Annotated in this window: 21 protein-coding genes and 1 pseudogene; 17 read left to right on the top strand and 5 right to left on the bottom strand. The window is 40.2% G+C overall.

The genetic code is table 11. From position 1 onward, the window contains the following. Both GYY70_RS01110 and GYY70_RS01115 read left to right on the top strand, forming a co-directional pair. A partial coding sequence (locus GYY70_RS01110; protein ID WP_174830971.1) for an RHS repeat domain-containing protein occupies positions 1 to 1,702 on the top strand: 1,702 nt, incomplete at its 5' end. Then, a complete protein-coding gene (locus tag GYY70_RS01115) occupies positions 1,703 to 2,056 on the top strand; it encodes a hypothetical protein (protein WP_174830972.1) in 354 nt (117 codons plus the stop codon). It abuts the gene before it with no gap. Positions 2,057 to 2,178: 122 nt separating this feature from the next. On the opposite strand, the pseudogene GYY70_RS01120 reads toward GYY70_RS01115, so the two are convergent. Continuing rightward, a pseudogene (locus GYY70_RS01120) lies at positions 2,179 to 2,511 on the bottom strand (integrase core domain-containing protein); the annotation flags it as partial. Here GYY70_RS01120 and GYY70_RS01125 point away from each other — a divergent pair. Further along, positions 2,507 to 2,788 carry an HNH/ENDO VII family nuclease gene (locus GYY70_RS01125; protein WP_269147127.1) on the top strand — a complete coding sequence of 94 codons (282 nt, stop codon included), beginning with the start codon at positions 2,507 to 2,509 and terminating at the stop codon, positions 2,786 to 2,788. The pseudogene GYY70_RS01120 and the gene GYY70_RS01125 sit on opposite strands and share 5 nt — an antisense overlap. A 9-nt stretch (positions 2,789 to 2,797) precedes the next feature. Further along, positions 2,798 to 3,247 (top strand): SMI1/KNR4 family protein, encoded by a 450-nt coding sequence (locus tag GYY70_RS01130; protein WP_025315295.1) that lies wholly within the window; start codon positions 2,798 to 2,800, stop codon positions 3,245 to 3,247. A gap of 1 nt (position 3,248) precedes the next feature. Here GYY70_RS01130 and GYY70_RS01135 read toward each other — a convergent pair whose 3' ends face one another. After that, complete coding sequence (locus GYY70_RS01135) at positions 3,249 to 3,455, bottom strand: hypothetical protein (protein ID WP_174830974.1); 207 nt, start codon at positions 3,453 to 3,455, stop codon at positions 3,249 to 3,251. Positions 3,456 to 3,620: 165 nt separating this feature from the next. On the opposite strand from GYY70_RS01135, the gene GYY70_RS12265 reads away from it, so the two are divergent. The 9 genes from GYY70_RS12265 to GYY70_RS01180 all read left to right on the top strand — a co-directional run bounded on the left by GYY70_RS12265 (position 3,621) and on the right by GYY70_RS01180 (position 12,711). Further along, positions 3,621 to 4,436, top strand: a complete 816-nt coding sequence (locus GYY70_RS12265; RefSeq protein WP_174830975.1) for an RHS repeat-associated core domain-containing protein — start codon at positions 3,621 to 3,623, stop codon at positions 4,434 to 4,436. After that, positions 4,433 to 4,864, top strand: coding sequence for an SMI1/KNR4 family protein (locus GYY70_RS01145; protein ID WP_041881514.1), 432 nt, complete (start codon positions 4,433 to 4,435; stop codon positions 4,862 to 4,864). The genes GYY70_RS12265 and GYY70_RS01145 overlap by 4 nt, the downstream gene beginning before the upstream one ends. A gap of 127 nt (positions 4,865 to 4,991) precedes the next feature. Continuing rightward, positions 4,992 to 6,200 carry an RHS repeat-associated core domain-containing protein gene (locus tag GYY70_RS01150; RefSeq protein WP_174830976.1) on the top strand — a complete coding sequence of 403 codons (1,209 nt, stop codon included), beginning with the start codon at positions 4,992 to 4,994 and terminating at the stop codon, positions 6,198 to 6,200. Between the two features lie 2 nt (positions 6,201 to 6,202). Then, positions 6,203 to 6,541: a hypothetical protein gene (locus GYY70_RS01155; protein WP_143421275.1), complete on the top strand. Its 339-nt coding sequence runs from the start codon at positions 6,203 to 6,205 to the stop codon at positions 6,539 to 6,541. Positions 6,542 to 6,614: 73 nt separating this feature from the next. Next, the gene (locus GYY70_RS01160) at positions 6,615 to 7,307 is read left to right on the top strand and encodes an RHS repeat-associated core domain-containing protein (protein WP_174830977.1); all 693 of its coding nucleotides are present in this window, start codon (positions 6,615 to 6,617) and stop codon (positions 7,305 to 7,307) included. 1 nt (position 7,308) lies between these two features. Continuing rightward, positions 7,309 to 7,860, top strand: coding sequence for an imm11 family protein (locus GYY70_RS01165; protein ID WP_174830978.1), 552 nt, complete (start codon positions 7,309 to 7,311; stop codon positions 7,858 to 7,860). A 138-nt stretch (positions 7,861 to 7,998) separates the two neighbouring features. Continuing rightward, positions 7,999 to 8,400, top strand: a complete 402-nt coding sequence (locus tag GYY70_RS01170) for an RHS repeat domain-containing protein (protein WP_202984433.1) — start codon at positions 7,999 to 8,001, stop codon at positions 8,398 to 8,400. A gap of 549 nt (positions 8,401 to 8,949) precedes the next feature. Then, the gene (locus tag GYY70_RS01175) at positions 8,950 to 9,855 is read left to right on the top strand and encodes a triacylglycerol lipase (protein WP_174830980.1); all 906 of its coding nucleotides are present in this window, start codon (positions 8,950 to 8,952) and stop codon (positions 9,853 to 9,855) included. Positions 9,856 to 10,230: 375 nt separating this feature from the next. Beyond that, positions 10,231 to 12,711, top strand: coding sequence for an autotransporter outer membrane beta-barrel domain-containing protein (locus GYY70_RS01180; RefSeq protein WP_174830981.1), 2,481 nt, complete (start codon positions 10,231 to 10,233; stop codon positions 12,709 to 12,711). A gap of 45 nt (positions 12,712 to 12,756) precedes the next feature. Here the strand turns inward: GYY70_RS01180 and pgl are convergent, their stop codons facing one another. Continuing rightward, the gene (gene pgl, locus GYY70_RS01185) at positions 12,757 to 13,455 is read right to left on the bottom strand and encodes a 6-phosphogluconolactonase (protein WP_174830982.1); all 699 of its coding nucleotides are present in this window, start codon (positions 13,453 to 13,455) and stop codon (positions 12,757 to 12,759) included. Positions 13,456 to 14,091: 636 nt separating this feature from the next. On the opposite strand from pgl, the gene lysS reads away from it, so the two are divergent. After that, entirely contained in the window at positions 14,092 to 15,615 is a 1,524-nt protein-coding gene (gene lysS, locus GYY70_RS01190; RefSeq protein ID WP_084547514.1) for a lysine--tRNA ligase, read from the top strand. A gap of 70 nt (positions 15,616 to 15,685) precedes the next feature. On the opposite strand, the gene GYY70_RS01195 is transcribed toward lysS, so the two are convergent. Further along, complete coding sequence (locus GYY70_RS01195; protein ID WP_025329795.1) at positions 15,686 to 16,144, bottom strand: FxsA family protein; 459 nt, start codon at positions 16,142 to 16,144, stop codon at positions 15,686 to 15,688. 207 nt (positions 16,145 to 16,351) lie between these two features. Between GYY70_RS01195 and GYY70_RS01200 the strand changes: the two genes are divergently transcribed. The 3 genes from GYY70_RS01200 (at position 16,352) to GYY70_RS01210 (ending at position 18,748) form a co-directional block, all read left to right on the top strand. After that, a complete protein-coding gene (locus tag GYY70_RS01200; RefSeq protein WP_238791771.1) occupies positions 16,352 to 17,089 on the top strand; it encodes a peptidoglycan DD-metalloendopeptidase family protein in 738 nt (245 codons plus the stop codon). A gap of 107 nt (positions 17,090 to 17,196) precedes the next feature. Then, positions 17,197 to 17,982 (top strand): 16S rRNA (adenine(1518)-N(6)/adenine(1519)-N(6))-dimethyltransferase RsmA, encoded by a 786-nt coding sequence (gene rsmA, locus GYY70_RS01205; RefSeq protein WP_174830983.1) that lies wholly within the window; start codon positions 17,197 to 17,199, stop codon positions 17,980 to 17,982. Positions 17,983 to 18,019: 37 nt separating this feature from the next. Beyond that, positions 18,020 to 18,748: an amino acid ABC transporter ATP-binding protein gene (locus tag GYY70_RS01210; protein ID WP_025329798.1), complete on the top strand. Its 729-nt coding sequence runs from the start codon at positions 18,020 to 18,022 to the stop codon at positions 18,746 to 18,748. A 164-nt stretch (positions 18,749 to 18,912) separates the two neighbouring features. Here the strand turns inward: GYY70_RS01210 and metF are convergent, their stop codons facing one another. Further along, positions 18,913 to 19,746: a methylenetetrahydrofolate reductase [NAD(P)H] gene (gene metF, locus GYY70_RS01215; RefSeq protein WP_084562869.1), complete on the bottom strand. Its 834-nt coding sequence runs from the start codon at positions 19,744 to 19,746 to the stop codon at positions 18,913 to 18,915. Between the last annotated feature and the right edge of the window lie 5 nt (positions 19,747 to 19,751).

The raw sequence follows: 19,751 nt of genomic DNA on the forward strand, positions 1-19,751 counted from the left end.
AGCCGCCGGTTTACCGCCGGAAGCCGAACCGGAACTGATCAGCTTCAGCTACGACATAATGGGCAACCTGCTGAACGAAACCACTGCACAGGGTGTTCTGCAGCATCAGTATGACAAACTGGGCAACCGCATCGCCACCACCCTGCCGGACGGGCGCACCATCAACAAACTGTATTATGGTTCCGGCCATCTGCACCAGATTAACCTGGACGGTAAGATTATCAGCGACATTGAGCGTGACCACCTGCACCGGGAAACCCTGCGCAGCCAGGGCAGAATGAATACCAGTTTTAAATACGACCGCACCGGCCGCCTGACCGGCAAACAGACCAAACGTCCGGGAGCGGGCATCCTGCCGGATATCATACTGGACCGCAGCTACAGCTACGACAATCTGGACCGGCTGGTAAGCAAAAAACACAACCGGCAGGGACAGAGTGATTACCGCTACGACGTGACCGGCCGCATCGAAAGCTGCCGCAGCGAAGCGTACTGGGAAACCCTGCAGTACGATGCTGCGGCCAACCTGCTGGACAGAAGACGCGGTGAAGAAGAAAGCAATCAGAACCTGATCCGCTTTAATCAGCTGCTCAGCTTCCGCGGACTGAAATACAGCTACGACGAACACGGACGTACCCGCAGCAAACAAACCGCCAGCGGTACCCAGTATTACCATTACGATGCCGGACACCGCCTGACCGAAGTGCGTATCGAACAGCTGAACCATACAGAACGCTACGGCTACGTTTACGATGCCCTCGGCCGGCGGATTGAAAAACACCGGCTGGACCGGGACGGCAAGCCATGCAACCGCACCACCTTCCTGTGGGACGGGCTGCAGATGATTCAGGAAAGCGGCGCAGACAAACGGCAGAGCCTGTATCTGTATACCAGTGAAGGCAGCTATGAACCGCTGGCGCGAATAGACAGAAACGGTAATCAGGAACAACACATCTACTACTTCCATACCGACCTGAACGGCATGCCAGAGGAGCTGACGGATGAAGCCGGTGAAATTGTGTGGGAATGCTCATACCAGCTGTGGGGCAAACCGATACAGGAGATTGCTCATACACAGATACAACAGAACCTGAGGTATCAGGGGCAATATTTGGACAGAGAAACCGGACTGCACTACAATACTTTCAGGTACTACGATCCGGATACAGGCCGCTTTACTCAGCCTGACCTGATTGGGTTACTGGGTGGCATTAATCTTTATCAGTATGCGCCTAATGGGTTGACTTGGATTGATCCTTTAGGATTCTCAAAGAAAGGGGTACCACATGGCTTTAAGAGCTATGGGCAATTTAAGCAATTTGGTCAAACATTACAGGCTGGTCTGAGTAAATTAGGATATCCTAGCTCAGTTTCATACATGCAAGGAAGTTCTGTATCTGGTGTAAGCTTCTCTAAAAGACAACCTTTTGATGTTGGTCGTGTTAGTGATTTTGATGTAGCTATATCACATCCAGAGCTATATCAGAAAGCAGAATCCTTAGGGATAGGAAAAGGTGGACGAACTGGACCAATTGAGATGGGTAGTAATATGGCTAAAGATTTAGGTATAGATGATATTCTACAAAGATTATCTAGAATGTCTGGAGGTAGACCTGTAAATGCTATGATTTTTAAGTCTTCAGTTGAAATCAAAGCTAAAGGAAAAGGAATCAGAATTCCAGGGAAATGTGGCGGGCGATAAATGAAAAAATTTTATTATCTAAAATACGGCAGTAATAAATCTAAAAAAGAGATAAGTGAATTGTTGAATAATAAATGGGATATAACTTGCTCTGAACATGATAGCTATTATTTTGGGGAGTACTTCTCTTACTGTGGTCTTTATGCGGACAGATTAACTATTACAGATAATTATATCCCGCTATCCGACGAGTGGTTAGATGAAGAAAATAAAGAATTCTGTACATTAATAAAAGTATCTTTTATTAATGGAAAAAATTCTGATAAATTAAGTAAATATAAGTTTTTAAAAAATGTACTTAATCAGGTCGATATACTATCGATGATAAGTGACAAATATATTGAAGAAAATTAATCAATACTTGATAGGTTGTAGTAAAAACTCTCCTTGGATTATTTTGGCTTTTTACTTTCTTGACGTATTAGTAATATCCAGTTTAATTTGTACTAGCTTTAACTTAATCTGACAGACACTATCTACTCATCGGCATTCGTTCTAACACAATGACTGTCTGATGAGTAAAATAAATTTTTTAGCTGCTTTTCCTTAGCCAGTCCTTTTGTCTCTACCCAAGTTTGCCAAGGTGTCTTACCATAACAGTATTTCCCTGAATGTGCTCTTTCCCGATTGTAAAACTCTAGCCAAAGCTCAATATCTTGTTGTATCTCTTTCAATTCTGTATATATTTTACGTCTAAACATAATATCATAACATTCGGTCTTTATCGTCTTATGGAATCGCTCACATATACCATTCGTTTGCGGACTGTAGGCTTTTGTTTTCGTATGCTCTATATCCTCCAATATTAAGTCAAAAGTAAATGAGGGGTGGACAAACTTAGACTTAATGAAGAATGGATATGCTCCAATAGGCCCAGATGGAAAACAAATGAACCTTCATCATATATTAGGAAAAGAACCCGGCCCAATGGTCGAGTTAGTTTCCTCAACTCACAAACAATATCATAAGCAAATTCATGGATTAATTGAAAATGGAGGGAGCTTTAGAAATACATCTGCTCTAGATAGGCAGTATAATAAATTCAGAAAAGAATATTGGAAATTAAGAGCATTGGATTTTATGTGAGGTAACTATATGGGTGATATTAAAAATCTTGTTACGCGTTTAAATCATGGCGCTCAAGACGAAGTATATTGGCTTGGAGCTTGTGATGAATCACAAATTAACATACTTGAAAATAAGCTAAATTTGTCGTTACCAAATGAATTAAAAGAATTTATTTTATTGGTTGGTGGCGGAGGTGTTGTTGGTGAAGAAATATCAGGCATAGTTGATAATGATGCCTTGGCTGAGTCTGGAGGAGCTATTTATTATGATACTTGTCAGTGTCGAAAGGAATACTCGTTACCATCAGATATGGCAGTTATTTATTTTAAAGATGACGATGTATGTTGGTGTGTTGATTGTAGGAAAAATACTTATGGACAAATAGTTAATTATGATCTTTTCTCAAGAAAAATATCAAACGTTCTTGCACCGTCATTCAGATTTTTTTTTGAAGAATATGTAAACTTACGGACGTAAATTAAGACTGTCGCAACCAGAGATACTGGGAAACCTTGCATATGATGCCGCTGTCAACCTGCTGGACAGCAAATACAGAGAAGACTACAGCAACTACAACCTGATTCGCTGTAACCAGCTCCTGCATTTCAGAGGGCACCACTACAGCTACGACGAGCTCGGCAGAACTCAGACCAAACAGACCATCGGCGCAACCCAGCACTATCATTACGATGCCGAACACCGTCTGAGCGAAGTACGCATCGAACAACTCAACAAAACCGAACGATACCGCTACCTCTATGACGCCCTTGGCCGGCGTATCGAAAAACATCAGATAGACCGCGAAGGCAAACCTTACAACCGTACCCGCTTCCTGTGGGACGGCTTAAGAATGATTCAGGAAACCGGCCCGAATCACCCCACCAGCCTGTATATCTATACCGACCAGAACAGCTACGAACCATTGGCGCGGATAGACACAGACGGCAACCAAGAACAACATATCCGCTACTTCCACACCGACCTGAACGGCTGTCCGGAAGAGCTGACCGACGAAAACGGCGAAATACTGTGGGAATGTAGCTTTCAGTTATGGGGAAAGCGGATTCATGAAATCGAACATATCCCCATCCAACAAAACCTCAGATATCAGGGACAATATTTAGACAGGGAAACCGGCTTACATTACAATACTTTCAGGTACTATGATCCGGATATAGGTAGATTTACTCAGCCGGATCCGATTGGGTTGCTGGGTGGATTTAATTTGTATCAGTATGCACCTAATCCGTTAAGTTGGATCGATCCGTTAGGATTAAAATGTGATACTGCTTCTGGTAAAAATAGAAAATTTTGGAAAAAAGATCCAATAGAGTTTAAGGGAAATAAAGTTTATCAACGAAATGATTTATTCGACCCTAACTTGATGACAACTTGGCGTAATAAAGGAAAAGTATTCCGTGGAACTAATATTGAGCGAATGGCTACGGGTCGTGCACCTATTGGATATGACGGAAAGGCGGTTAATTTGCACCATATGCTGCAAACTCAAAATGGGCCAATTGCAGAAATGAGTCAAGCATTTCACAAGACTAATCATCGAGTAATACATATAAATCCGAACTCAATTCCTTCTGGAACTGATAGGGCTGCATTTAATGAATGGCGTAAGCAATATTGGATAAACAGAGCGAGTGGTTTCCTATGAACAGAGAAAAATTGATAGAACTCTTTGAAAAATATTCCGATTTAATAAATATGGGAACATCTGATGATGCTCCCGGTAACGACTGGATTGATGCTGCTGAAAAAGCATTGTTAGTGAAATTCCCTGCTGATTATAAATGGTTTCTAAATAATTATGGTGGTGGGGATATTTGCGGGGAAGAAATATACAGTATTTATTGCCTTCCGTTTAATGAAGCAGTCGGTGGAGATGTAGTTTATCAAAATATGATAGCTAATAATAATGTGGAATCTGGGAAAATTGCTTTGTCCAATACAGATTTTGGCGAAGAGTTCTTTTTTGATACTAATGACATGGAAAAAGTCTACATATCGATTGGGAATAATCGCCAACTATATGCGAGTGATTTTTTAGAATATCTTCAAAAACGACTACTTTCATACGTTTAATATTTATTGTGAAGATGTTTTCTTAACATAAAAGCTGGGAAAATTCTCAAATTACCCAGCTTTTTTATTTAACTCTCGTTCCATCCACTAATTCCTACATCAGGGACAGAGCGATTACCGCTACGACGTGACCGGACGCATCGAAAGCTGCCGCAACGAATCCTACTGGGAAACATTGCAATACGATGCTGCGACCAATCTGCTGGACAGAAGACGCGGTGAAGAAGAAAACAATCAGAACCTGATCCGCTTTAATCAGCTGCTCAGCTTCCGCGGACTGAAATACAGCTACGACGAACACGGACGCACCCGCAGCAAACAGACCGCCGGCGGTACCCAGTATTACCATTACGATGCCGAACACCGCCTGACCGAAGTGCGTATCGAACGGCTGAACCATACTGAACGCTACGGCTACGTCTACGATGCCCTTGGCCGGCGGATTGAAAAACACCAGCTGGACCGGGACGGCAAGCCATGCAACCGCACCACCTTCCTGTGGGACGGGATGCAGATGATTCAGGAAAGCAGCGCAGATAAACGGCAGAGCCTGTATCTGTATACTGACGAAAACAGCTATGAACCGCTGGCGCGGATAGACAGAAACGGTAATCAGGAACAACACATCTACTACTTCCACACCGACCTGAACGGCATGCCGGAAGAACTGACGGATGAAACCGGTGAAATCGTCTGGGAATGCTCATACCAGCTGTGGGGTAAACCGGTACAGGAGATTGCCCATACAGAGATACAGCAGAACCTGAGGTATCAGGGACAGTATTTGGACAGAGAAACCGGACTGCACTACAATACTTTCAGGTACTACGATCCGGATACAGGCCGCTTTACTCAGCCTGATCCGATTGGATTGCTGGGTGGCTATAATCTTTATCAGTATGCGCCTAATGAGTTGACTTGGGTCGATCCGTGGGGATTGACTGACACCCCTCTAGAAAAGGGCTTACCACTTTCTGATGCTACTAAAATTTATAGGATTAGTACTAATGGTCATTATGGATTTGATTTCAATCCTCGAGAAATAGAAGCTATTAATAAAGGAAAATTAGCTCCACCAGGTGTTTCTGTTATTAGGGCTAATAGTGTCGATGAAGCCACTAAAATATGGAATGAAGCTTTTCCTAATAGGCCTGCGACAAGTGTGGGTGAAGCAAAAGTCGTAGATCTTAGAAAAATTGGATTTGATGTTATTCATGATCCATCTAAAGGTAAGTTGGGAGTAAACCATGCAAGATTAATTCACTCAGAAGGTATTAATGGTTTTAATACTAATAAAAGTAAACTATTTGGCATTTTCAAAGGATGTAAAGAGTAATGATGAAAGACTATATTGTTTCATTTAGAGATAAACAGAGATATGCTCTTATAGAATATAAAAAAATTGAAAAGTTTGATCATTATTATGAAGGAGTGATTATTGAATCTAATTTTCCGAAAGAAGTAATTTTTTTTATTAATGAATGTAATTCGATTATTAATGATATGGCGATATCTCTTTTGGATGAGATTGAAGAAAAATTATATTCTTATGATATTGGTTTGGAAAAAAATTGTTCTAGAATTTTTGATATTGAATTTATTGATAAAAATAAAATTTCTTTTTTTACAAAATACCCATCAAGTCAAGGTTATTTAGATAAATATCCGAATAGTTAATTAATATAAAAATCGTAATATTTATGAGTCACTGGCGCGGATAGATAAACGAGGTAATGAGCCCGAAAGGGTAATGTACTTCCACACTGACCTGAATGGTTGCCCGGAAGAGCTTACCGATACAAACGGCGAATTACTCTGGGAATGCAGCTTTCAGTTATGGGGGAAACGGATTCATGAAATCGAACATGAATCAGTAGAGCAAAACCTCAGATATCAGGGACAGTATTTAGACAGAGAAACCGGCTTACATTACAATACTTTCAGGTATTATGATCCGGATACAGGCCGCTTTACTCAGCCTGATCCGATTGGATTGCTGGGTGGCTATAATCTTTATCAGTATGCGCCAAATGCGCTGATTTGGATTGATCCGTGGGGCTTAAAAAACTGGACATATTATAATATGCCCAGTATTCCCGGTTATCAGAAACACCATATTATTCCGCAGCAATTGCGAAATCATGAATTGATTAAAAGAGCTGGCGCAAATATTCATGCAAGTAATAATATTATTTATCTGCCGACTTCGGAAGATGCCCATTCTACCCGAACAATTCACAGAGGCTCTCATCCTGAATATACAGCAATAACACAAAGTGAAATGGATGATTTAGTAAAATTAGGAAAGAATAATAACTGGACTCAGAAAGAATACAAAGATGCTTTAGACAAACTAACTGCGAAGAAAAGAGCAGATTTACGTAATGGCAAAACATTTTTAAACAAAAATTCAATCCGATCTAAAGGATCCAAAGGATGTTAAGATGATATCTAGACTGATGTGTGGTGATGTTTATCCGGATAGCTATTGGTTTCAATTTAAAAGAGAGGAAATTTCCGTAACTGATTTAATGGATTGCGAAAAAATTCATTTAAAAAATCCCTTGATTTTTACCCTGAATAAAAAAATAAGTGAAAAAAGATTACTGTCTTATGATTATTATATGAGTGACGGTCCTCATTTTATTTCACCCAAACTGGCCAGTCTATTGGAAAATAATGAAGAATTCGTAAAAGAAGTGCAGCTGCTTGATGCAATTGTGATTATCAATGGCCAGAGCCATTATGGTTTTAAAGTATTTAATCCGTTGCGTTCAATATCATGTATAGATACGGACAAATCTGAAAGCATGGCGATGCTAACTAGTCAGCCTGATGGACCAAAATTATTCACAAAAATAGTGTTAAGGCAGGATATCACTGAAGATTTTTGGATGGCTAGAAGTGAGGAGGCAGCAAGCTGTATAATTATTTCAGATAAATTAAGACAGCTTTTGATTGATAATCATATCAAAGGTATTAATCTAAAAGATTAATGATAATTTCAGGCAACTGAGTGATATTTTTCAATTACAAATGGTTATTAAAGGCCTGTTTATGTCAAATTAATCTTCCAGCTATAGCTTACAAACCAACCCAGTAACCGCACCACCTTCCTGTGGGACGGGATGCAGATGATTCAGGAAAGCAGTGCAGACAAACGGCAGAGCCTGTATCTGTATACTGACGAAAACAGCTATGAACCGCTGGCGAGGATAGACCGTACCGGTAATCAGGAAGAATATATCTACTATTTCCATACCGACCTGAACGACATGCCGGAGGAGCTGACGGATGAAGCCGGTGAAATCGTCTGGGAATGCTCATACCAGCTGTGGGGCAAACCGGTACAGGAGATTGCCCATAGAGAGATACAGCAGAACCTGAGGTATCAGGGACAGTATTTGGACAGAGAAACCGGACTGCACTACAATACTTTCAGGTACTATGATCCGGATACAGGAAGCTTTACGCAGCCCGTTCCTATTGTGTTGCTAGGCAGCATTAATATGTATCAGTATGCTCCTGCTTGTTAAACTGAAACGACTCCCGGGTGATTTCCATATAATTCTAAAACTATTTTATTCTCAAAATTAATGTCAGACAGAATCTTTATCTTGTTATTAATAACAAGATTTATATCAATTTATGCAAAAGAGGTTTTTTGCATAACAGACTGACTAATATCCGATTATGCAATAATTTAAAAAAATAATTTAAATTAATTAGAAAAATTTAATTTTCTGATAAATTTCCTAATACAAATATATAATATATTGTATTTAAATATAAAAAATAATAATATATGAAAACATATACCAGTTAACATTATAATGTAATATTATATTTTCTATCTAAATTGCATAAATATGCAATTATAATTATGTTTATAAAATAATTTTAAAAATTTATTTTGCATTATTTGATTGGAAATGATATTATTCTTCCACGGTTGAGATTGGCATAAAACTATTCGAAGAAATAGATTATCCGAAAAGTTTATTTTTAAACTTTTATTTCTGAATCGTACTTATTTATTAAATAATAATTTATTCAAAATATATAATAACAAAGAGGAAAATTAAATGATAAATTTAAAAAAACCAGCTAAACAAACTACTGTTAAAACAAAATATCCACTTGTACTTGTACATGGTCTTTTTGGTTTTGACCGAATTATGGGATATCCCTACTTTTTTAATATCGCTGATTCTCTGAGAAAACTGGGATGTGAAGTTTTTACTGCAGCTGTTTCTGCTACCAATACGACTGAAGAGCGTGGTGAACAGTTACTGGTTGAAGTTAAAGATATTCTGAAAAAGACTGGTGCTCAAAAGGTAAATCTGATCGGACATAGTCAGGGTGCGCCTACCTGTCGTTATGTTGCTGCACTGCATCCGGAATTGGTGGGTTCTGTAACGTCTGTAAACGGGGTAAATTTTGGTTCTGAAATTGCAGATTTGATGCTGGATATCCTTTCAGGCAAGCTTGTTGGTGCTACTGCTGATCTTATTGTAGAGTCTTTTATGAAACTGATCAGTTTATTAAGTACTAAACCTTTATTACCTCAGGATTTTGAAGGTGCTCTGAAAAGTCTGTCAACTGAAGGCACTAATGCATTTAATAAAAAATATCCGCAAGGTCTGCCAAAAACATGGGGTGGTCAGGGTAAAGAGCTGGAAACTAATGGTGTTTATTATTATTCCTGGAGCGGTATTATTAAGTCAAACGCAATTAATGAAGGTTTGAATACTGTTGATCCATCCCATGCTATCCTTATAGCATTAGGTGCGTTCTTCAAAAAAGAACGTAAGCAAAATGATGGTTTGGTTGGTCGTTATGCCACTCATCTGGGTAAAGTTATTGGTTCTGATTACCAGATGGATCATTTGGATGCAATTAATCAGATTGCTGGTGCACATCCTACTAAACCGGATCCTGTAAGCATTTATCTGGATCATGCCGCACGGTTACAATCTAAAGGGCTGTAATCTGAGGGAAGCTGTTTTATTTTAATAATAATAATAATAAATGTCATTCTGACAAAATCTAAATTATCTTGCTCGGCCTGATAATTATAATAATAGGGCTGTATACAAGTACTGAATCCTGTTTTTTGCAGGATTCAGTTTTTTTATATAAAACTATTGTGTGTATTTATATTATATATGCATTATATAAATATATTTAGTTATGAATACACTTTATAATTTAAATGAATAAATTAATACAACAGAATTTTAAGGCAAGAGTGTAATTAAATTCATTATATGATAAAAAATAATTTAATTTTAATAAACAAATATTAACTTAATTTATAAATATTGTGATATTATTTTTTTATTTGTGTTAAAAGGTTAATTTATATGATGAAATCAATACACCCGCCATTAAAGTTAAAAACTATTCTGCTAGTTGTTTTGGGATCATTGTCGGCTTATAGTGTAGCTGCTAATACTTGTCATGCTATAGACGGATGTAAGGTGCCAGATCCGGAAAATAATAAAATTATTATTACAGCTGATCAATATTATAATGGCATTCCTACTGAGAGTGAATTTAAAGAGTTGTTTACCGGAGCTCCCGGAGAAGATGGTCAAAGACTATCGATGTTCCGGATTCATGAATCAAATAATGCTGCACAATCATTAACGGCAGAATTTTCTCCAAATACTGAAATTACAATAGATACATCGTATTTAAATAATAAAAAGTACGGAGATCATCGGGAGGATATAGACCATACAGGTGTCAGTTTTGAATCAGAAACGGGAACTGCACAGTTTGTGATGCCTAAGGGTGTTCATTTTAGCTTGCAGGGGCAGCCAAAAGAATTTGAAGGAGGTATTACAGGAATTGAACTTAGCGGAGGAAATCTGGATTCACAGGCTGATTTTACAATCACTGCTCCTCATTCTGATGCATATTATATAGCGGCTACTGGGGCTGGTACAGCTACCAGCACAGTGAATATTCATGATTCAGAAATAAAGTTAGGTAAAGATAGTGATTATTCAGCTGCAATTTCAATAGAAGTTTCGGATAATAATAATGCACTCGTCAATGTCAATAATATGAAAATACAAGGTGATGGATATATTAATTCTGGCATAGATATAGTGAATCAGAGTTCAGAGAATCATGCTGTTGCCAATGTTAGCAACACAGAAATAAATCTTACTAATCCACTCAGTTCAGGTTTTTATCTGAATAACGGAAGTGAAGTAAATGTTAAAAATAGTACTATAAAGTCAGGTATTGGCATTATGCTGGCAACTACTCAGACGGAAGCGGATAAACATACATTTACAATTAAAGACAGTAAGTTAATCGGGCAGGATGCTTTACTAGGTGTCAATGATCATCGTTATTATGTTGAAGATGCTGAGGAGGATGATGCTATAGGAGATGAGCAGGTTGCTGCATTACAGCCATTTACTTTAACTGCGGATCATTCTCAATTGGCAGGACGTATTTATATTGATCAGGATCCGAAGCGGGCACCTAAAATAACTTTTAATCTGAATAATGGTTCTTCATGGACAATCAATGGTGATAGTGTCTTGGATGAGCTGAATATTCATGATTCAGTTGTTTCTTTCAGTCAGGGTGGTAAATTTAAAACTCTGACAATAAATGGCGATTTAAATGGTAGCAATAGTCTGTTTAATATGAATACCAGTCTGGCCGATGGACAATCTGATAAGATTAAAATTCATGGTCAGGTTCATGGTGAACATAAAATCAGTGTGGCAGATAGTCGTAAACAGCCTAAAAAACCGAATATTCAGATAACTTTGGTTGAGTCTGAAGGTGGTGACGGATCATTCTCTATGGTTCAGAATTATGTTGATGTTGGCAGATATCGCTATTTCTTCCATCAGAACGGAAATGACTGGATTCTGAGTAATGATAATGGTGCCGCATCAGCCGGAGGCGGTCATTATGGCCCCCGGCATGAAATCAGTGATTTTGCCAATTCACTTATCAGTATGCGTCAGGCTGCCAGCCAGTTTGTATATCAGATGCAAAAACCTTTAAATGCACGCTTCAACAGTCTGAAAAATGAGTCACATGTTAATAATATGTGGTTGGACAGTAATTATACCAATAATCATTTTGACAGTACTGGCTCAAGCTATGGGTTGACTACCTCTGGTTTTAAGCAAAAATCATATAGTTTGCAATTAGGTTATGATCATTTGTTACCGTTGGGTAATGACGGTAATCAGACTTATTTGGGTGCTTTTGCGGGACAGGGGCATTCTAGTGTAGATTTTAATGGTAATTATAAGGACGGTAATCTGAAAGCACTTACTACTGGTGTTTATGTCGGCTGGTATAATACAGCAGGCTGGTTTGCCGATGCGGCTTATCGTTATAGCCATCTGAAAGCTAATGCCAACAAAATGGATAAGGCTACATGGCATAGTAATAGTCTGAGTGTTGATGCGGGTAAAGATTTCAGCCTTTCTGATAAATGGGTAATCACACCTAAAGCTGGTATAACTGCCGGTCGTTTATCCGGTGATGATTATACGAAGAGTACGACTTTTTATCGTAGTCAGTTAGGTGCGGCAGTTAAAACTGCTCTGGCACTGAATAAGGTGAATCTGCATCCGTATGCAGGTGCTTACTGGTTACATGATAAAAACAGTCTGGGATATGCTATTGTTGATGATAGCAATATGCGTATTACCGGAGCTGGTAACAGTGGTCTGTATGAAGCAGGGCTGGGTGTGGATTTTAATTCAAATAATCACGCTGATTTCAAGCTTGATTATGCGAGCGGGCAGCATACAGAGCAGAAATTCGGCATTAATTTTAATTATCGCTATTCCTGGTAATTATGCTGAATTTTGTCAATGCGCCGGTTTTACCCGGCGCATTTTTTATTGAGCCAGATAAATCTGTAATGGTAGTTTCTGTTGATGCAGAACAGCTCTGATTGGCATATCGTTACTATTGATTCCGGCCAGTGCCTGTTGTAGTACCTGTTGTTGTTTTTTGCCGGAAAGTTGCAGATATAAATGTTTACTGTTTAATATTACCGGTAAAGTCAGGGAAATACGATCATGCGGTGCAGTCAGGGGTTTCATGTCTATTACCATTCTCTCGGAGTGCATATCCAGGCCTTTGGATAAATTTTCAGCATGAGGAAAAAGTGATGCAGTATGCCCGTCGTCTCCCATACCTAATACCAGTACATCTATGGGTAGGGGTAATAGTTGCTCCAGACGTGCCTGAATTTCATCTACACCATCATATGGATTTTCAGCTACGGTTTTTAGGCTGATAAAGTGTGCTGCTTTAGCTTTATTTTGTAGTAAATGGGTATGAATCAGCCGTTCGTTGCTGTCTTCGTGGTGTTTATCTACCCAGCGCTCGTCCACGAGAGTAATATAAACTTTCTCCCATGCCAGTTGCGCTTTGCTTAGTATCTGAAACAGCTCTATCGGAGTCGGACCGCCTGAAACGGCAAGAGAAGCGCAATTGCGCAGATTAATTGCATTTTGCAGGTTGGCAATAATAGCTGTAGCCAGAGCTGTATTCATCGCAATAGGTGTGTCATAAAGATGTAACTGATACATGTTCATCTCCTGAAAGATATATCTGGGTTTTATTGGTGATACAGCGATAAGGTTGTTAAATTTAATATTAAAATTATTATTCGCTGGTAATGGGTTAATGAGTTGTATTTCAATGTAATTGTTATTAAAACAAATAATAGACTGTTGGTATTTTCGTATGCGCTAACGGATATGGTACAGGCTGACGGTTAATATTTTATTGTTATTTTTATGCTATTTTAATAAATAATAAAGAAATATATATCCGATATTGGCTATTTATAGATTGCTGCTGATAAATTTATGTTCAGGTGTGCTCTTCTGTTTAGCTGATATCAGAGATGTTGCTATCATTAATTTACCCGGGCAGGTTTATATGCTTTGGTTACAGTTTGGTAATATTTTATTTGTTTGGGATGATATTTAAAGTTATTGCTGCCGGATGGTGTTAAGTTATTGCTGCTGGGTAAAGAAATTTGTTATGACAATATGGGATTGCTGTAACTGAATCAGGTGTTTTAGATGTCAAACTGGCTGTTTTGACTTAAAATAGGCAGTTATTTTTAATTTTTTATTGCCTGAATTTAATACTATGCTCAATGGTGTCAGGCGGGCAGTTGTTTGTTGATAACAATTGCATATAGTATGAGGATGCATATGAGTGAACAGCAGAATGCGCCGGTAGCTGCCGCGCAAGAAGAACAACTGGATGAAAACCAGATTATGGCACACCGCCGTGAGAAGTTGACGGCGATTCGTGCTGAGGGAATTGCTTTTCCAAATGATTTTAAACGGGATGCTTTTGCCGGAGATTTGCATCAGCTTTATGATGAGTTTGATAAGGATGTGCTGGCAGAAAAGGCAATTCCGGTAAAGGTTGCCGGACGTATTATGCTGAAACGTCATATGGGTAAAGCCAGCTTCGCGACCATTCAGGATATGACCGGCCGTATTCAGCTGTATATCAACAATCAGGGTGTTGGTGAGCAAGTTCATGATACATTCAAGCACTGGGATTTGGGTGATATTGTGGGTGCTGAAGGTGAACTGATGAAAACCAATCACGGTGAGCTTACGGTACGGGTGTCTGGTCTGCGGTTGCTGACTAAGTCTTTGCGACCATTACCTGATAAGTTTCATGGTTTAGCTGATCAGGAACAGAAATATCGCCAGCGCTATGTAGATTTGATTACCAATGAGCAGACGCGTGACACTTTTGTGAAACGGAGCCGGATTATTCAGGCAATACGGAATGTGATGGTAAGTGAGCGCTATCTGGAGGTGGAAACACCGATGATGCATCCGATTCCGGGCGGAGCTACAGCAAAGCCGTTTGTCACGCATCATAATGCTCTGGATATGGATTTATTTTTACGTGTGGCACCTGAGCTTTATCTGAAACGGCTGGTTGTGGGTGGTCTGGAGCGTGTGTTTGAAATTAACCGTAATTTCCGCAATGAGGGCATGAGTACACGCCATAATCCGGAATTCACGATGATGGAATTCTATGAGGCTTATGGTGATTACCAGCGCATGATGGACATGACAGAAAAGGTAATCCGTGCTGCTGCTATTGAGGCAACAGGCAGTGCGGTGGTGAGTTATAACGGTAAGGAGGTAGATTTAAGCCAGCCGTTTGCTCGTATGACTATTGTAGAAGCAATTAAATATTTTAATCCGCAGTATACGGATGAACAGCTGACGGATGAAGCCTGGCTGAAGGCTGAAATTAAAAAACTGGGCGGAGCTTTACCTATGGCTCAGGGTCTGGGCAGTTTGCAGCTGGCTTTATTTGAGGAGTGCGCGGAAGCGCAATTATGGCAGCCTACATTTATTGTGGATTATCCGGTAGAAGTATCACCACTGGCACGTGCATCGGATACTAAACCGGGTTTAACCGAGCGTTTCGAGTTGTTTGTGGTCGGACGCGAACTGGCTAACGGCTATTCGGAATTAAATGATCCTGAAGATCAGGCTGCGCGTTTCAAAGCTCAGGTAGCACAGCTGGATGCTGGTGATGATGAAGCAATGCATTACGATGCAGATTATATTCGTGCTATGGAATATGGTTTACCGCCAACCGGCGGCTGCGGTATTGGCATGGATCGTCTGATTATGCTGCTGACAGATGCTCAAACAATACGTGATGTTATTCTGTTTCCGCAAATGCGTTTAGAGTAGTCAGAATCGTTTTTCTGTAATTTAAAAGCCGCCAGATTAATTCTGTGCGGCTTTTGGTTTTGTTATTCGGTTATTTATGCGGAAGATTTGATTGTGTGCCGGAGTGAGCTGTTTGTTCGTTATCGGTTTCTACAGTGTACTCACCCTCGATAATGTCCCCCTGTTCCGGTTGTGTTGAACGGGAGAAGGATTGGGTTGTGCCGGTCAGAGGCTTGCCGCTAATAGGTAGTAATAACAAGGCAGCAAATATATCTGAGACAAATCCGGGGCTAATAAGCATGATGGAGGCGAATATGTAGCGCACTGGCCATAATAGCTGGTAAAGCGATACATTGTTGCCAGTACGAATGGTAGCCATTGCAAGAAATAAGCCGGACACGCCAATATTACGCAGCATGAAAATACCGCAGACAATTGACAGTAAGATGATAAGCAGTGTCCAGCCGCCACCAATCAGATTGCTAACCAGAATAATGGAAAGGACTTCCAGTACTGCCAGTATCGGTAATGCCCAACCTATGTAACGCATGTAAGTTACCCTTTTAAGCTATAACATTTTTAACAGATGGTTGCAGGATCGAAGAATTCAATATAGCAGTTGTGAAATGGATTTCTCTGCCTGTATGAAAAGAGGGGCTTACTAGTCAATGAGGTGGGAAAAGCTATGTTAATATCAAGCTAAGATTAGCTAAACAAGTTATGCTATACAGATTCTTGTTAAGATTTTGGTAAATCAATGATACAGATATGGAAATTGAGCGGAATATTATGGCGTTCCGGTTTAAGCGTGTTGCTGGGCGGCTGTTTGTTGCTGGGCGGCTGTGCCAATAATAATCCGGCTAAAGCGCCGGTAATGAATGGCAGGGCACAAAATGGTTATTACCGGGTACAGCGCGGAGATACGTTATATCGCATTGGTTTGCGATTTAATCAGGATGTGAATACGCTTGTTCGCTGGAATCATCTGGCTAATCCTCATGCTATTGAAGTGGGGCAGTTGATTCGGGTACGTAAACCAGATTCTGTATCAGGCGGTTCTGCGAGAGTAAAACGACAGCCTGGTCGTGTTACACCTAAACCGGATATCGGAACGACTACAACAGCTGCTCCTGATATTCGTTTACGATGGCCGGTGCAGGGCAAAGTAATCAGTACATTTAATGGTCAGACGCAAAAGGGTATTGATATTGCCGGTAGCCGGGGTACTCCGGTTAAAGCAGCGGCAGCGGGTATCGTAGAGTATGCCGGAGAGGAACTGCGCGGATATGGCAAACTGGTACTGATTAAACATAGTAACAGTACGATGACGGCCTATGCGTACAATGATTCCCTGAAAGTTGTTAATGGGCAGAAAGTTCAGGCCGGACAGACAATCGCAGCTATGGGAGACAGCGGAACCACTGGTGTAAAACTGCATTTTGAGGTTCGGGTGAATAGTAAGGCGGTTAATCCTTTACGTTATCTGTCAAATTAGCGTCAGACTACTGAAAGCAGATGTTAACAGGTACGTTGTACTGATTAGTCTGGTAAGTTGAGAATGGTGGTTTTATTTTATAATTGGGCAAAATTGAAGGAAGTATTATGAAAGAACATCGTGCCCGCAAACGTTTTGGTCAGAATTTCCTGCAGGATAAAAGTATTATTCAGGATATTGTGCGTGCGGTTCGCCCTCATCCTGAGGATACGGTAATTGAAATTGGTCCGGGTCTGGCCGCAATTACGGAACCTCTTGCTATGGCTGTCAATAAACTGCATGTGATTGAGATTGATCGTGATATTGTAGCCCGATTACGTACGCTGCCATTTGCATCAAAACTATTAATTCATGAGGGTGATGTCCTGCAATTTGATTTTAATACTGTACCCGGTAAAAAAAAGATTGTTGGTAACTTGCCGTATAATATTTCCACGCCGTTGTTATTTCGTTTTGGTCAGTATGCTGATGATATTATAGATATGCACTTTATGCTGCAAAAAGAAGTGGTTGAACGTATGGTGGCAGTAGCAGGCAGTAATGATTACGGGCGTTTAAGTGTTATGTTGCAGTATTTTTTTGAGATGGAAAATTTACTTGATGTGCCGCCTCAGGCCTTTATACCTGCACCAAAGGTAGATTCAGCTGTGGTACGAATGATTCCGCAGTGTGGTCGCATTGGTATTGCTGAGGATTTTAATCATTTTGCTGCATTGGTCAAACAGGCTTTTCAACAGAGACGTAAAACTATTCATAATAATCTGAAAGAATCTGTAGATGATGCAGCATTGATGGCTGTAGGTATTGATCCCGGCAGTCGGCCAGAACGGGTTACGCCAGAGCTTTATGTGGCATTAAGTAATCATTTGTTGCACAATGGCGCTTCTGTCTGAATGATTAATGCAGACAGTTACAGGATGTGGGGAATACATGATTGAATTTAAGAATGTCCATAAATGGTTTAAAGATTTGCATGTTATTAATGGTGTGAATCTGACTGTTAGTCAGGGGGAGGTGGTAGTGGTATGCGGTCCTTCTGGCAGCGGTAAATCTACGCTGATTCGTACTGTAAATCAGCTGGAAAAAATCCAGCAGGGTGAAATCTGGGTTGACGGAATTAATGTTGCTGATCCGAAAGCTGATTTAAATCGGGTACGAACTGAGGTTGGTTTTGTATTTCAGCATTTTAATTTATATCCGCATCTTACAGTTCTGGAAAATATTATTTTGTCACCGATGAAGGTGAAAAAAGAAAGTCGCGCGCAGGCTGAAGCCAAAGCTAAGGAACTGCTGGCTAAAGTAGGGCTGGCGCATAAGTGCGATGCTTTTCCGCAGCAGTTGTCGGGCGGTCAGCAACAGCGGGTCGCCATTGCCCGCGGTCTGGCTATGGAGCCAAGAGTAATGCTGTTTGATGAGCCGACTTCTGCTCTGGATCCGGAAATGATAGGTGAAGTGCTGAAAGTTATGAAAGATCTGGCGCTTAGTGGTATGACAATGATGGTGGTCACGCATGAGATGGGTTTTGCCCGTGAAGTAGCTGATCGGGTAGTATTTATTGATCATGGTGAAATTGTTGAAGAGGCTACTCCGGAAGAATTTTTCCAGCGTCCGCAACATGAAAGAGCTCAGCAGTTTCTTAATCAGTTGTTAACTCATTAGCTATTAATTATTTTGCTGTGATTAATTTAAATTAGACAGTCATATAATTTCGCTGATAAAGAAATAATCAGATTTTACAGCCCTTATCATTAAGACGATAAGGGCTTATTTCATTTGTACTGTATTAAAAAAATTTATATTTTAATTTTATTTATTATTCAGTTTTAGTAACCTAATCGCTGACATATAGTTGATACTAGTCCGGCCTGATTCAGGGTATAAAAATGTAGGCTGGGTGCTCCCTGCTGAAGCAAATGGTCGCACATTTCAGTTACTACATCCAGCCCAAGTGCTTTAATTGATGCTGTATCATCTGCATAAGACTGAAGTTTTAGGCGTAACCAGCGCGGAATCTCTGCGCCACAGGTTTCTGAAAAGCGTGCCAATTTGGAAAAGCTGGCAATAGGCATTATTCCGGGAATAATGGGAATATCTATTCCTCTGCCTTGTACTTCGTCCACAAACCAGAAATAACTGTCTGCATTGAAAAAATATTGGGTAATTGCTGAATCGGCGCCGGCCTGACATTTACGTACAAAATGATTGATATCGTCTTCAGCACTGCGTGATTGAGGGTGAAACTCCGGATAGGCAGCAATTTCAATATGAAACCAGTCACCAAACTCCTGGCGGATAAGAGCAACCAGCTCATTTGCATAGCGCAGCCCCTGATGTCCAAAGCCCACGCCTGATGGAACGTCACCACGTAAGGCTACAATATGACGAATGCCCATGTCTTTGTAGGTTTGGAGCAGGTTGATCATTTCTTCACGGCTGGCGCCAATACAGGCCAGATGGGGAGCGGCTGCTACTCCATCATTCATAATATCGGTAATTGTTTGCAATGTACCGGCTCGTGTAGTTCCGCCTGCACCATAAGTACATGAAAAATATTCAGGTTGATATTGGCTTAACTGTTTGCGGGTGATGGCCAGTTTGCGCCGTCCCTCTTCAGTACGCGGCGGAAAAAATTCAAAGCTCAACTGGGTAAAACTCATGATTA

The sequence above is a fragment of the Snodgrassella sp. ESL0324 genome (assembly GCF_013344955.1).
Taxonomy (GTDB): domain Bacteria; phylum Pseudomonadota; class Gammaproteobacteria; order Burkholderiales; family Neisseriaceae; genus Snodgrassella; species Snodgrassella alvi.